14 protein-coding genes are annotated in these 14,561 nt (G+C 56.2%); 7 read left to right on the top strand and 7 right to left on the bottom strand.

Annotated elements, in window-relative coordinates; genetic code table 11:
• Window positions 1-140: 140 nt before the first annotated feature.
• The 7 genes from MKJ04_RS22060 to MKJ04_RS22030 form a co-directional block, all read right to left on the bottom strand.
• Window positions 141-479 (bottom strand): hypothetical protein, encoded by a 339-nt coding sequence (locus MKJ04_RS22060; RefSeq protein ID WP_241644267.1) that lies wholly within the window; start codon window positions 477-479, stop codon window positions 141-143.
• Window positions 480-484: 5 nt separating this feature from the next.
• Entirely contained in the window at window positions 485-1,552 is a 1,068-nt protein-coding gene (locus MKJ04_RS22055) for an Ldh family oxidoreductase (RefSeq protein WP_241644266.1), read from the bottom strand.
• A 142-nt stretch (window positions 1,553-1,694) separates the two neighbouring features.
• Window positions 1,695-2,639 (bottom strand): phosphatase, encoded by a 945-nt coding sequence (locus tag MKJ04_RS22050; RefSeq protein WP_241644264.1) that lies wholly within the window; start codon window positions 2,637-2,639, stop codon window positions 1,695-1,697.
• A 198-nt stretch (window positions 2,640-2,837) separates the two neighbouring features.
• Window positions 2,838-3,584, bottom strand: a complete 747-nt coding sequence (locus MKJ04_RS22045; protein WP_241644261.1) for an SDR family oxidoreductase — start codon at window positions 3,582-3,584, stop codon at window positions 2,838-2,840.
• A 192-nt stretch (window positions 3,585-3,776) separates the two neighbouring features.
• Entirely contained in the window at window positions 3,777-4,232 is a 456-nt protein-coding gene (locus MKJ04_RS22040) for a hypothetical protein (RefSeq protein WP_241644259.1), read from the bottom strand.
• A gap of 1 nt (window position 4,233) precedes the next feature.
• Window positions 4,234-4,788, bottom strand: a complete 555-nt coding sequence (locus MKJ04_RS22035; RefSeq protein ID WP_241644257.1) for a hypothetical protein — start codon at window positions 4,786-4,788, stop codon at window positions 4,234-4,236.
• Between the two features lie 220 nt (window positions 4,789-5,008).
• Window positions 5,009-5,899: a class I SAM-dependent methyltransferase gene (locus MKJ04_RS22030; RefSeq protein ID WP_241644255.1), complete on the bottom strand. Its 891-nt coding sequence runs from the start codon at window positions 5,897-5,899 to the stop codon at window positions 5,009-5,011.
• A gap of 106 nt (window positions 5,900-6,005) precedes the next feature.
• On the opposite strand from MKJ04_RS22030, the gene dapF reads away from it, so the two are divergent.
• From dapF to MKJ04_RS21995, 7 genes are all read left to right on the top strand, one after another.
• The gene (dapF, locus tag MKJ04_RS22025) at window positions 6,006-6,797 is read left to right on the top strand and encodes a diaminopimelate epimerase (protein ID WP_241644253.1); all 792 of its coding nucleotides are present in this window, start codon (window positions 6,006-6,008) and stop codon (window positions 6,795-6,797) included.
• A gap of 25 nt (window positions 6,798-6,822) precedes the next feature.
• On the top strand, window positions 6,823-7,338 hold the full coding sequence (locus tag MKJ04_RS22020; RefSeq protein ID WP_241644251.1) for a GNAT family N-acetyltransferase: 516 nt from the start codon (window positions 6,823-6,825) through the stop codon (window positions 7,336-7,338).
• A 505-nt stretch (window positions 7,339-7,843) separates the two neighbouring features.
• Window positions 7,844-11,224 carry a preprotein translocase subunit SecA gene (gene secA, locus MKJ04_RS22015; RefSeq protein WP_241644249.1) on the top strand — a complete coding sequence of 1,127 codons (3,381 nt, stop codon included), beginning with the start codon at window positions 7,844-7,846 and terminating at the stop codon, window positions 11,222-11,224.
• Window positions 11,225-11,347: 123 nt separating this feature from the next.
• On the top strand, window positions 11,348-12,019 hold the full coding sequence (gene deoC, locus MKJ04_RS22010) for a deoxyribose-phosphate aldolase (RefSeq protein ID WP_241644247.1): 672 nt from the start codon (window positions 11,348-11,350) through the stop codon (window positions 12,017-12,019).
• On the top strand, window positions 12,003-12,521 hold the full coding sequence (locus MKJ04_RS22005; RefSeq protein WP_241644245.1) for a sporulation protein: 519 nt from the start codon (window positions 12,003-12,005) through the stop codon (window positions 12,519-12,521). The genes deoC and MKJ04_RS22005 overlap by 17 nt, the downstream gene beginning before the upstream one ends.
• 223 nt (window positions 12,522-12,744) lie before the next feature.
• Window positions 12,745-13,941 (top strand): M20 family metallopeptidase, encoded by a 1,197-nt coding sequence (locus MKJ04_RS22000; RefSeq protein WP_241644243.1) that lies wholly within the window; start codon window positions 12,745-12,747, stop codon window positions 13,939-13,941.
• A gap of 6 nt (window positions 13,942-13,947) precedes the next feature.
• Window positions 13,948-14,556 (top strand): hypothetical protein, encoded by a 609-nt coding sequence (locus tag MKJ04_RS21995; RefSeq protein WP_241644241.1) that lies wholly within the window; start codon window positions 13,948-13,950, stop codon window positions 14,554-14,556.
• Window positions 14,557-14,561 lie beyond the last annotated feature (5 nt).

The following is a 14,561-nucleotide window of genomic DNA, read 5'->3' as shown; positions in this document are numbered from 1 at the left end:
ACACAGTGCCGAGCGGGAAAACGCGCCCCAGCTTAAGAAGGGCCCCTACCCCAGGCGTGGAGCGCAAAGCAAGCTATGACAACAAGGAGTTTCAAATCTTGATACCACCGCGATATCCCCTAGTTCACGCTACCTTATCGTTACTGAATTACGCCGAGCACAAACTGCAGTAAGTTGAAGTTGAAGTAGAGGAGGGTAACAGCCACAATCACGCCCACCATCACGTTGGCATAGGGGGCGTCTTTCTCCTGCACATCGCGCACGCCCCAATAGGTATAGGCCAGCAGGGCAAGCAAGGCATATACGAGCAGCAAAACAGGTATGGCCAGCAACACCTCCACAGAGGCGAAGCGCCAGAAATAGTTCAGGCCCAGCCAGAGCACGTTCAGGAGCCAGGTCAGCACCATCAGCACGATGCTGCGGTTTGCCGAGCTGGCTCCTATCCCTTTGAAAAACCTGGCCGCGGTGCTAGTTGCCATACCGCCTACAGCTGAATGCCGAATCGTTTGGCCAACTCCTCCAGGTCGCGCTCCACGGGCGGCAGGAGCGGTATCCCTTTTTTCAGGCGCTTTTCAGTCATCTCGCGCTCCGGGTCACCGGGAATCAGCACGGCTTTCTCTCCCTTTTTCACCTTCGCGTTCCGGAACGCCCCGATCCAGTTGTCCATATGGGCTTTGAACTCATCGGCTGGCCGGAAGGCATCGATGCGCATCGCCCCCAGAAAATGCCCGATTCCCTCGCCGGGCAGGTTGTCTGCAACAGGTAGGAAGCTCACGAACGGCGGCACCCAGGGGCCATAATTCGCCCCGGACAGCACAGCCGAGAAGATATCCACTATGGCGGCCAACGCATACCCTTTATGGCTGCCGTGCGTACGGTCGCTGCCCAGAGGCAGTAAAGCGCCGCCTTCTTTCAACTCGTTGGCATTGGTGGAGCGGTCACCTTCCTTTGTCTGTATCCAGCCTATCGGGGCTTTTTTTTCCTTGCGCTGCAAAATCTCCAGCTTGCCGTTGGCGGCAGAGGCCGTGGCAAAGTCGGCGACGAAGGCAGGTTGGTTTTTGGTGGGTATGGCCACGGCAATGGGGTTGGTACCCAGCATGCGGTCGGTAGAGAAGGTGGGGGCCACCAGCGGCGAGGCGTTCGTCATGGCAATCCCGATCATATCCGACGACAGGGCCTCCATGGCATGGTAACCGGCAATGCCGAAGTGGTTTGAGTTCTTGACGGACACCCAACCGGTGCCTACTTTCTCGGCCTTCGCGATGGCGATGTCCATAGCGCGGGGTGCGATCACCAAGCCGAGCCCGGCATCGCCGTCCACGGTGGCCGTGCTGGGCGTTTCGTGCACAATGCGCACGTTGGGCTTCGGGTTGATGCGCCCTGCCTCCCAAAGGCGCACGTAACCACTCAGGCGGGCCACGCCATGCGAGTCCACTCCCCGCAGGTCAGCCTCTAACAATACTTCGGTGGCCAGCTTGGCGTCATCGGGCGGGCAGCCCATGTGCAGGAAAACCTCTCGGGTGAAATCGAACAGTTGTCTGTATGAATGCATGTCTAAATCTGTAATGGGAGGGCAAATTAATAAAAAAGCAGCAGACCCAAGGCTGAACACGGCAGGTCGACGCCTGGAAAGGGGGTATGGCAAAGGGAAATCATGTATGGCCAGTTCGGCCTACGGGAGAAATGACAGACGCTTAAGCCTGTTCTTCCTCGAGCACTTTTTGCAGCACGCCCTCTTTCAGGGCATAGGCCGATACCCGGATCTCCTGCAGGCCATACTGCTCCAGGGCAAAATCCACGGCAATGCTGGCCAGCACGATCATGTCCACGCGCATCTCCAGCATACCCGGCATGGCCAGGCGCTGTTCGTGGTTATTGCGCAGCAGCGACTGGTATATCCGGTAAAAATCATCCAGCGCCAGCGCAGACGCCGCAGGCTGGTTCAGTTGCCGGCTGGTGTTGCCCTTGCGGAGGGCATCGATGTCGCAGAGGGTGTCGAAGGTGCCGGACGAGCCAACGAGCACGGTTGGCTTATACCGGGCCACGGCTTCTGTGAGCGGCTGTAGCTTCTCGCGCAGAAAGGATTTTTCGGCGGCAACATTATCCGGAGAAATCGGGTCTTGCTTGAAGAAGTTGTCCATCAGGCGCTGTGCCCCGATTTCGAAGCTGCGCTTCCAGAATATCTCGCTTTTGTTGCAGATGATAAACTCTACGCTGCCGCCACCAATGTCCATGATCAGGGCCGTCTGCTCATCCAGCACCCCCGCCGACCGCACGCCGTAGTATATCAGCTCGGCCTCTTTGTTGCCGTCGATCACCTCTACCTGTATGTCGGTTTGCTTAAAGATGTCCTTCACAAACGCCTCACCGTTGCTGGCGTTGCGCACCATGCTGGTGGCCATGGCGCGCACGGTTTCCACGTCATGTGCGTCTATCTGTTTCCGGAACTCCTGGAGGGTATGGAGGGCGCGTTCGTATGCCTCCGGCGCAATGGTGCCGTTGCTGATGCCGCCCTGGCCCAACCGCACCGGTACCTTGGTTTTGACGAAGTCGTGCCGTTGGCCGGTTTCATCTACTTCGGTAATGAGCAGATGAAACGTGTTGGTGCCCATGTCGATCAGTGCGAAGCGTTTTTTCATACAGTAAAAAATGAGGACTGTGGAGGTATACGTTGTGCTACAGGAAATCAAAGAGAAATATAGCTAGATTATCCGGTGGGTACAAGGCGCTTGCCGGCAAGCCCGCGCAAAGGCAGAGAGGGTATAAAAAAACGCCAAACCGCATCTGCTGCAGTTTGGCGTTTTTTAATGGCCAGTTGGCCTGTGTTAACGGAGAGATTAAAACTCCTGCACGGTAGGCCGAAGCACAATCGAGTTGATGTCCACGTCTGCCGGTTGCTCAATGGCGTAGGCAATCGCGCGGGCCACCGAGTCGGCCGGGATAGCGCTTTGGTAGAAGTCCTTCACAAACTTGGCGCTCTCCTCGTGCGAGCTGCCGTGCTTCAGTTCCGTGTCCACCGCGCCCGGGTCGATGGAGGTGGTGCGGATATTGCCGCCCACCTCGTGGCGCAGGCCTTCGCTGATGGCCTTCACCGCGAACTTGGTGCCGCTGTATACCGTGCCGCCGGGGCTAAACACTTTTATACCGGCCACCGACGAGATGTTGATGATGTGCCCGGAGCCTTGCTTCTCGAACAGAGGCAGCACGGCGGCGATGCCATACAGCACACCTTTTATGTTGATGTCGATCATGTTTTCCCACTCGTCCACTTTCAGCTCGCTGATCGGGGCAATCGCCATCAGTCCGGCGTTGTTGATCAGGACATCGACACGGCCGAACGCCTCCACTGCCTTTTGGATGAGGGCGTGCACGTCTTCGGCTCTGGTCACGTCGGTTTTCAGGACCTCCACTCTGCCACCCTGCTCCCGGATATCGGCCGCGATGGTCTCCAACTGCTCTATTCTGCGGGCACCCAGCACCACAGCGGCGCCTTTGGCTGCCAGGTGGCGGGCTGTTGCCTCGCCCAGGCCGCTACTGCCGCCGGTTATCACCACTACTTTTCCTTGAATGTTGTCTGTTGTCATGTTATATGTACTTCGTTTCAATCAATTCTTACGAAGACAAAGGTATGGGGATGTATGGGCCGGCGATTAAAGCAAAAAAAGAGAAGCTGAAACCAATTACTGTTTCCGGAATTGCACAGGCGTCATGCTAGTATGCTTCTTAAACATGCGCTGGCAGAAGCTTAGGCAGCCAGAAGCGGCAAGGGCGAATGCCTACTCCGTTGATCGGGGCTTTTTCCGTTTGAGAACCATCTTTCTTAACACGAGGTAGCCATTGCTTAGCTTCCGCTTTCTTACCATAACTGGCAGGCTGATGGCCACGAGCAGCGAGATACAGGCGGCAGTGCCCAGGCTCCCGCCATACCCCGTGAAAAAGGTGCTGGTGTTTAAGTAAATCAGCGAGAAGATAAAGCCCGACGCCCCGACGGTGAGGTAATTGGACACAACGCTGGAGGACACCATACCGACAAAGGAAGAGCCGATGAACACAAGGGGTATGTTTTGGGTAAGATACGGCGAGAGTGCATCCGGGAAAAGGTAGCATACGGAGCCGACGGCCAAAGACAACACAGCCGACGAGCGCACAGGCCCCTGGCCAAGCTTCGTGTTGAGCACATAGGTGCAAACAGCGGCCACTATTCCGGTGATGATCAGGATTACTGCCTGCATGCTAGCCGAGGAAAAGAAAGATGAGCAAATACGTGACGGCCACGCCCCCAAACGCCACGGTTCCCAGTTTTCCGCCAAAACCGTGGAATATGTTCTTGGAGAAAACAAGCAGCAGCCCGGCCACGATGCTGGCCAGCAGGATAAACAGCACATTGCCCGCCACCTGCTGACTGGACATCCCCACAAAAGCACCACAATACGCCGCCGCAGGTACCTCTTGCAAGATGGCCGATTTTATGTTGAGGGTTGGGGCAAACGAAGCGACTGTGCCCACTGCCGCCGCCGCAATCACGGGCCCCAGCGCCATGTTGATGTTGAGATGAAAGGCCGCCAAGGCCCCGGTTACGACAAACAGCACTGCAAGAAAATCTCTCTTTAGATGCTTCGCGTCATGTGTGGGCACTTTGGTGTAAGCCAGCAACAGGAAAACCAGAATGGCGATGATAAAAACCAGGATCGGGATGGCGGTGAGCTGCTCCATTGCGATGGCCAGCAAAAAGGAAGCCTGTAGCAGGATTAAAAGCAGCAGCGGTATTTTTTTCAGCGTTTTTTTCATTACTAAAGTCATTCATGCCCGCTTCGTGGGCATGAATCAGGTGTGTTGTATGGCGCACGGCTGGGTGTTCGCAGCGGTATGGCAAACACTCTGGCGCGGCAAAAGTTTAGGCTGGCGCTCCTCAGGCACTCTGAGGAGGTATGAGCATGCTGCCAGCGTGTGTTAGGTGCGTGAGTAGTTGGGCCGGGTCAGGGGTATAAAAAAACAGGCGAAAGGCTTATTAGCTGGCAGAGGTAAACCGGAAAAACGTGCCCAAGGGCAGCCGTCGGTTGCCGCTGTCGTGGAGGTATAACTCGCCCAGTTCCTCGTGCTGCACCAACTCCCCGAACGTATCGCGCATCAGGTTGTCCAGGATCATGGCGGAGAAGCCGATGGAGTAAAGGTTGATGAGCAGGAAATAGTCGGTTCCGTCCAGCATCTCGCGGCACAGCTTGATCATCTCGTTCAGCTCGTTCTCCAACTGCCACTTTTCTCCGTTCGGCCCGCGGCCATAGGAGGGCGGGTCCAGGATGATGCCGTTGTAGGTGTTGCCCCGCTTCACCTCGCGGCGCGCGAACTTCATGGCGTCTTCCACCACCCAGCGCACGTTGTCGAGGTTGCTGGCCTCCATGTTGTCGCGGGCCCAGAAGTTCACCTGCTTGATGGAGTCGAGGTGCGTGATGTCGGCACCCGCAGCTTTGGCGGCCAGCGAGGCGGCCCCGGTATAGGCAAACATGTTGAGCACCTTGGGCTGGGGCGTCTTTAATTTCCGGGTAGTGTCGTAGATAAACCTCCAGTTGCTGTCCTGCTCCGGGAACAGGCCCACGTGCTTAAACGAGGACAATCCCAGCCGGAAGCGCAGTTTCAGATCATTATACCTATAGTCGATGTACCACTGCTCGGGCATTCCTTTCTTCAGTTGCCACTGTCCTTTCTCCTGGCTGCCTTTGTCGCGCGTGAACACGGCATTGGCCATGCGCTTCCACTCCTGCTCGGGCAGGTGCTTGTCCCAAATGGCCTGAGGCTCAGGGCGGGCGACGTAATAGGGTCCGAAGCGCTCCAGTTTTTCAAAATTTCCGGAATCTACCAATTCATAGTCGGCCCAGTTTTCTGTTGTAAGAAAGGAATACATATCTTTGTTGCTTGTTTCTGGCTGTGTGCCGGTTGGCGGCAAAAGTACGACTATCCGCCGAACATAGAAAATCGCACGCAGCCGCAGAATTTTTTGTTTCAACTATATGGCAATAACATTCTATAAATACCAGGGCACGGGCAACGACTTCGTGATGGTAGATAACCGCAAGCACACCTTCCCGACGGAGGACGAGACGCTGGTGAAGCAGCTGTGCGACAGGCGCACCGGCGTGGGGGCCGACGGGCTTATTCTGCTGCAGGACCACCCCGACTACGACTTCGAGATGCTGTACTACAACGCCGATGGCCGCCTCGGGTCTATGTGCGGCAACGGGGCGCGCTGCACCGTCCGCTTTGCGCGGCAGCTGGGCGTGATCGAGGACGTGGCCTGCTTCCTGGCCGCCGACGGCGAGCACCAGGCCAGCGTGGAGCGCGACCTCATCCAGTTAAAAATGAACGACGTGCGGCAGGTAGAGCAAATTGGCCAGGATTATTTCCTGAACACCGGCTCGCCCCACTATGTGCGCTTCGTGGATGATGTGCAGCACCTGAACGTATATGAAGAAGGCCGCGCCGTCCGCTACAACGACCGCTTCGCGGCCGAGGGCACCAACGTGAACTTTGTGGAGCGCATCTCAGAAGACGAAATATTTGTGCGCACCTATGAGCGGGGCGTGGAGGACGAGACACTTTCCTGTGGCACCGGCGTAACCGCCTGCGCCTTGGTAGCTGGCCTGCTGGGGCTCCACAGCCCGGTGAAAGTGAAGACTCTGGGCGGGGAGCTGGAGGTGTCTTTTGAGCAAAACGGAGACGGCTTCAAGTACATTTTCCTGAACGGGCCTGCCAAGCTGGTTTTCTCAGGCTCTGTGGCATTGCCCCAAACGCAGCAACTCTAACCAAGGCATATAAACCCAGACCGGCGTGTTCCTACGTGCAGCTAATACATACCTCAGAGCCTTAGAGCCCACCGATCTGGAGTTTTTATACGCCCTGGAAAACGATACCTCCGTCTGGCACATCGGCGATACCCTGACGCCCTACTCCAAAGCCGTGCTGGAGACCTACCTCGAAAACGCCACCCTCGACATTTATACCGTCAAGCAGTTGCGCCTGGCCATCTGCAACATGCAGCAGCAGGCAGTCGGCGCCATCGACCTGTTTGACTTCGAGCCGCTGCACAGCCGCGCAGGCGTGGGGGTGGTGGTAACGGCCGCGCATCGGGGCCATGGGCACGCCAGCGATGCCCTGCAGCTGTTGTTGGGCTACTGCCAGCATACCCTGCAGCTGCATCAGGTATACTGCACCGTCACGGCCACCAACCTTGCCAGCATCAACCTCTTCCAGAAAGCGGAGTTCGATAAAGTGGGTATCCGGAAAGACTGGATCCGCACCCCCGACGGCTGGCAGGACGTGGTGGAGTTTCAGCGGGTTTTTTAAAGGCTGGCTACCGTATGGGTATAGGCTGGTGCTTCGCCAAATTAAAAATTAGAAATTTAAGAATTAGGAATGAGGCATAAAAGCCGTTTCTATGCATATAAAACAAACGCTAATTCTGGTAAGCAAATTGGTCAAGCACTAGGGCAGGCGGCTGATCGGGATACAGTCACATACCTGGATTTGATACGGGTGAAACCCCGACTGTGCATCAGTTAAAATTGGCAAGCGCAACCCAACTCATATCTATTCAGCCATCCAGCAACAAACAGCCAACTATCATCAGGCAAAACCGAACTTCTGCCACATGGTATAGGTTATGGCATAGCCTGTTGCGGCGCAGGTATATAAATAGCAGAACCGCTATACGGCAGCGGTAAATTTGGCAGTTGCTTTCCAGGTCCGTTATTCTGGTACTGTTTTAGTGCAGAAAATTAGATATATCGGAAAAAAAGCTATTTTTGACGATATTGCGAACAGAGAATTTATATAAAAGAGCTACATACAGATGTTTGATTTTTTCGGTAAAACCGTTGCGAAACTATTCGGAACCAAATCCGACAGAGATATAAAAGAGGTTATACCCTACGTATCCACCATAAATAATGAGTATGTGAAGCTGAGTGGCCTCTCAGACGACCAGCTTCGCCAGAAAACGGTGGAGATCAAAGGTATCATTGATGAGCGGCTGAAGCCCACTGACGACAAGATCGCAGCCCTGCACAAGCGCATTGCCGACGAGCCCGAACTGAACATCGTGCAGAAAGAGAATATTTTCTCTGAGATAGACGAGTTGGAGAAGGAGCGCAACAAAGAGCTGGAAGTGGTGCTGATGGAGGTGCTGCCAGCCGGTTTTGCCGTGGTGAAAGAGACGGCCCGCCGCTGGAAAGAGAACGGCCAGATGGTAGTGACCGCCACCGACATGGACCGTGAGTTTGCCTCCCGCAAGCCAAACGTGCAGATCGACGGCGACAAGGCCATATGGGCAAACAAATGGCTGGCTGCCGGCTCCGAGATCGTCTGGGACATGCTGCACTATGACGTGCAGCTGATTGGTGGCATTGTGCTGCACCAGGGCAAGATCGCGGAGATGGCGACAGGTGAGGGGAAGACGCTGGTGGCCACGCTGCCCGCTTACCTAAACGCACTGGCTAAACGCGGCGTGCATGTGGTAACCGTGAACGATTACCTGGCCAAGCGTGACTCTGAGTGGATGGCGCCTTTGTTCGAGTTCCATGGCCTGACCATCGACTGCATCGACAAGCACCAGCCGAACTCCGAGGCCCGCCGCAACGCCTACAAAGCAGACATCACCTACGGTACCAACAATGAATTCGGCTTCGACTACCTGCGCGACAACATGAGCCGCGAGCCACAGGACCTGGTGCAGCGCAAGCACCATTATGCCATGGTGGATGAGGTTGACTCCGTGTTGATTGACGATGCCCGTACCCCGCTGATCATTTCCGGCCCCGTGCCGCGCGGCGATGAGCATGAGTTCTATCAGCTGAAGCCGCGCATCGCCATGCTGGTGGAAGCCCAGCGCAAGGTGGTGTCTAACTTTCTGACCGAGGCCAAGCGCATGATCAAGGAAGGCAACACGCAGGAGGGCGGCCTGTCGCTTTTCCGTGCCTACCGCGGCCTGCCCAAGAGCAAGCCCTTGATCAAGTTCCTGAGCGAAACGGGTAACCGCGCGATCATGCAGAAAACGGAGAACCACTTCCTGCAGGACAACTCGCGCATGATGCCGGAAGCCGACGAGCCGCTTTACTTCACCATCGACGAGAAGCACAACCAGATCGAGCTGACTGAAAAAGGCATCGACCTGATCACAGGCCAGGGCGAAGACCCGCACTTCTTCATCATGCCGGACATCGGTATGGAGATCGCCCACATTGATAATAACAAATCTATTTCGCATGAGGAGCAGCTGCATCAGAAAGAGAAGCTGATCGCGGACTTCCAGGAGAAGTCGAAGCGCATCCATACCATCAACCAGTTGCTGAAGGCCTATACCCTGTTCGAGAAGGATACCGAGTACCTGGTAACGCCGGACCACAAGGTGAAGATCGTGGATGAGCAGACGGGCCGCGTAATGGAAGGCCGCCGCTATTCAGACGGTTTGCACCAGGCCATTGAGGCGAAAGAGAACGTGAAGGTAGAGGATGCCACACAGACCTACGCCACCGTGACGCTGCAGAACTACTTCCGAATGTACCACAAACTCTCTGGTATGACGGGTACAGCCGAAACAGAGGCAGGCGAGTTCTGGGATATCTATAAGCTGGACGTGGTCGTGATCCCGACCAACCGCCCTATCTCCCGGAAAGACGAGCACGACAAGGTATACAAGACCGTGCGCGAGAAATACAATGCCGTGGCCGACGAGATCGTGGAGCTGACCCAGATCGGTCGCCCGGTGCTGGTGGGTACCACTTCGGTGGAGATTTCGGAGCTCCTGAGCCGCATGCTTACCCTCCGCAAGATCAAGCACCAGGTGCTGAATGCCAAAATGCACCAGAAAGAGGCGGAGGTGGTGGCCGAGGCTGGTAAGCCAAGCACCGTCACCATTGCCACCAACATGGCCGGTCGTGGTACTGATATTAAGCTGGCGCCGGAGTCGAAAGGCGCGGGTGGTCTGGCCATTATCGGTACTGAGCGCCACGAGTCGCGCCGCGTAGACCGCCAGTTGCGTGGTCGTTCCGGCCGCCAGGGTGACCCGGGTTCTTCGCAGTTCTTCGTGAGTCTGGAAGACAACCTGATGCGCCTGTTCGGCTCTGACCGTATCGCCCGCCTGATGGACCGCATGGGTCTGGAGGAAGGCGAGGTAATCCAGCACTCGATGATCACGAACTCTATTGAGCGTGCGCAGAAGAAAGTGGAGGAGAATAACTTCGGGATGCGGAAGCGCCTGCTGGAGTACGATGACGTGATGAACGCCCAGCGCGAGGTGGTATACAAGCGCCGCCGCAACGCCCTGTACGGGGAGCGCCTGGAGCTGGATATCTGGAACATGATCTACGATATCAGCGAAGACGTGATCGTGAGCTACAAGAACATCAACGACTACGAAAACTTCCAGCTGCACGTGTTGCGCGTGTTCGGCATCGAGTCGGCTATCACGGAGGATGAGTTTAAGAGCGTGCAAGCCAACCAGTTGGCCGAGCGCCTTTACAACGAGGCCCTGAACCATTACCTCAACAAGAATAAGCAGATCGGCGAGCAGGCATACCCAATTATCTCGGACATCCACCAAAACCGCGGGCCGATGATTGAGAATGTGGCCGTGCCGTTTACCGATGGCAAGCGCCAGATGGCCGCTGTGTCTAACCTGACGAAGGCGTACGAATCGCATGGATCAGAGCTGATCCGGGCGATGGAGAAGATCATCACGCTGGGCACCATTGACCAGGCCTGGACGGAGCACCTGCGCGAGATGGACAACCTGAAGCAGAGCGTGCAGAACGCGGTATACGAGCAGAAAGACCCGCTGTTGATCTACAAGTTTGAGTCGTTTGAGCTGTTTAAGCGCATGATCGGCAAGGTGAACGAGGAAACGATCCAGTTCCTGTTCCACGCCTACATCCCGGTGCAGACGCCGCAGCCACAGATGCAACAGCCCGTTAGGCCACCGATGGCACCAAAGCCGCCGGTGTTGAAAGAGCAGAAGCAGGAAGTACACTCTTCGCTGGAAGACAACGCGGGCCATACCTCTGCGCCACAGCATGAGCCGGAGAAGATCATGCCTGCCCACTCGCATAAAGTAGCTGGCCGCAACGACCGCGTGAATGTGCAGTATATGGACGGACGCGTGCTGAAAGACGTAAAGTTTAAGACCGTGGAAGAGGACCTGCACAACAACCGTTGCGTGCTGATCGAAGAAAAGTAGTGCACAGCAGGTTCGCCATACTGGCCAGAAAAATTGATACGCATAAAGCATAACTGAAGCATAAAGGATATAACACGAGGGAGCGCCCCTTGTCTTATGTCCTTTATCTTTTACCAGACTGTGATGTTAGCACAAGAACTTGCCGCTTATATAGACCATACCCAGCTGCGCCCGGATACCACTGCGGGGCAGGTGGCCCAACTGTGCCACGAAGCCCGAAGTTATGGCTTTGCGGCTGTGTGCGTGCCGCCTTGCTACGTGCAGCTGGCCCTGGAAACCCTGGGCCCCGGCACGCTGGTAAAAGTGGCGACGGTGGTGGGGTTCCCGCTGGGGTATCAGCATGCCAAAGTGAAGTTTCTGGAGACACACCAGGCCATCGCAGACGGCGCAAACGAGATCGACGTAGTGATGAACATCTCGGCTTTTAAGTCGGGGAGGTATGCGGAGGTGGAGAACGAACTGAGTGACCTGGCCAAATTCTGCCACCTCAAAGAGGCGCAGTTGAAGGTGATCATCGAAACCGCGCTCCTGACTCCGGCGGAAATAGAAAAGGCCTGTGCCCTCTGCGTTGCCGCCGAAGCCGACTACGTGAAAACATCCACCGGCTTTGCCGCGCGCGGCGCCTCCGTGGAGGACATCCTCCTGATGCGCCGCGTGCTGCCAAAAAACGTAAAGATTAAAGCGTCCGGCGGGATCAAAACATTTGCCGATGCCGAGGCGTTCATCCAGGCTGGAGCCGACAGACTCGGTTGCTCTGCCAGCGTAAACATCATGACCCATGAACAGAATTCTTAGTATTTTCCTTTCGCTGGCGCTGCTTTTTGGCACTGCCTGTGCCCCTTCCTCCGCCAAAACGTCTAAAGGCAAGTCCAGGGGCAAGACTACTGCCGAGGCCAGAGTGGTGGAAGACCTGAGCGTATACCGCCCTAAATACCCTGTGGAGGACGCTGCTGCATCCGATGCACGGATAGAGCCCAAAAACCACGTGAACGACAAGGTGGCGGCGCTGATGGACACGGTGGCCAACGTAAACAAGAACATCAAATATGCCCAGGGATACCGCATTCTGGCGTATAATGGCTCCGAGCGCCAAACCGTCATGAACCTGCGCAAGTCCATTATCGCGCGCGTGCCCGACGAGAAAGACTACCTCACCTACAGCCAGCCCAACTTCCGCCTGAAAATAGGGGACTTCTTTAGTCGAATCGAGGCGCAGCAGGTGCTCAACCAGTTAGCCGACCTCCTGCCGAACGCGCAGATTGTGGAAGAGCAAATCAACATCAACAAAACCTACTGAGGCAATAGCAAAAGGCTTTTGCGATCAGCCAGTATACTCGTAGCGTTGTGGTTCTGGAGGCCGCAACGCTATTTTTTGTTTGATACCATACCGTTTTATTGCTACATTGTTCTATGCCTGCCGCAGGTATAAATTAATGTGCAGTGGAAGCTGTTGCCTGCGGTTTTTTTTTTGAGAATAAGCCAACCGTGAGCAGATGCTTGCGGCCAATAGAATTTCTATCATGCCAGAATTAGTAGCACGCGTAAAGCAACTCGCCCATACCTATACCCCCGACACGGTGCAGGTGCGCCGTCACATCCACGCCAATCCCGAGCTTTCGTTTGAGGAGCACAACACCGCCGCGTATGTGCGGAGCGTGCTGGAGGGGTATGGCCTGGAGCCCGTTGCCATGGCCGAAACCGGGCTTGTTGCGCTCGTGCAGGGCCGCAACCCCGAGAAGAGAACCATCGCCCTGCGCGCCGACCTGGACGCGCTGCCCATTATGGAGGCAAACGAAGTAGCGTATAAATCGAAGAAAGACGGGGTGATGCACGCCTGCGGCCACGATGTGCACACGGCCTCGCTGCTGGGCGCGGCGCGTATCCTGCAGGAGATGCGCGGCGAATTTGAGGGAACCGTGAAGCTGATTTTTCAGCCCGGCGAGGAGAAGTTTCCGGGCGGTGCCTCGCTCATGATCAGGGAAGGCGTTTTGCAAAACCCGGCTCCGGCGCAGATTTTAGGGCAGCACGTGTTCCCGATGCTGCCAGCGGGCAAAGTGGGCTTCCGGGCGGGCATGTACATGGCCAGCGCCGATGAGATTTATATCACCGTGAAAGGCAAGGGAGGCCACGCCGCCATGCCCGAGCAGAACGTAGACACCGTGCTGATCGCCTCGCACCTGATCGTGGCGATGCAGCAGATCGTGAGCCGCCACGCCAGCCCAAAGGTGCCGTCGGTACTGTCGTTCGGCAAGGTAGAGGCCAAAGGGGCCACCAACGTCATCCCCAACGAGGTAAAAATCGAGGGCACGTTCCGGACCATGAATGAGGTCTGGCGCGAAGAGGCACACAAGCGCATTAAAAAACTGGCCGAGGGACTCTGCGAAAGCATGGGCGGCAGCTGCGAGATCGACATCAAGAAAGGCTACCCCTTCCTGAAAAACGACCCGAGCCTGACGGAGCGCACGCGTGCCGCTGCCGAGGCTTACCTTGGCGCAGAAAACGTGGTGGACCTCGACCTGTGGATGGGGGCAGAGGACTTTGCCTATTACTCGCAGGAGGTGCCTGCCTGTTTCTACCGCCTGGGCACCCGCAACGAGGCCCGCGGGATCGTCTCGTCGGTGCATACCCCCACCTTCGATATAGACGAGGCGGCGCTTGAGACAAGCATCGGGCTGATGGCGTATGCGGCTCTGCAGGAACTGGCGGCGAAGGCATAGCTGCGGATGAAAGGCGCCAAAATCCTGATTTATCAGCTGTCCACTGGGCTGCTTGGCCGCAAGCGCACCCTGCGCCTCTCGCCGGAATACCTGGAGTATGAGAACAAGGAGTTTGAGGCGAGTCGCTTTACCCGGGTCAGCAAAGAGGATGTGCTGGACATCAAGCACAGCATGAGCTGGATTATCTGGTACCGTTTTTATGTGGGCTGCGACTTCCGGATTGATATCCGGACGCGGGAGAACGGCATCCTGAAGATCCGGTTCTTCAGCTATTTCAGCCAAAACAGCGCCTCCCAAAAAGCCTACGACACCATCACCGACTATATGTGGGACTTTTACTTCAAGGATATCGTGGAGGACTACAGGCAGGAGTTTGCTGCGAAGCAGGAGCTGCGGGTGTGCGGCGTGTGGCTGACGGCCGAAGGCGCGTATTTTGCCGCCGACGGGCAGCTGACCGCGTGGCCGGATGTGGCAGTGAAGGAGTATGAGGAGTACTTCGCGCTGTACAACAAACACGACCCGGAGCTGAACAAGATCATAGAGTTCGATGAGTGGGAAAGCCATATCCTGTTCAGTGTTTTGAGCCAGTATGAGGAGCGTAGCCAGGAAGAATAGCATCG

It is taken from the genome of Pontibacter sp. E15-1 (assembly GCF_022601975.1).
Taxonomy (GTDB): domain Bacteria; phylum Bacteroidota; class Bacteroidia; order Cytophagales; family Hymenobacteraceae; genus Pontibacter.
The sequence above is the reverse complement of the archived record's forward strand: the minus strand, read 5'-3'. Positions and strand labels throughout refer to the sequence as shown.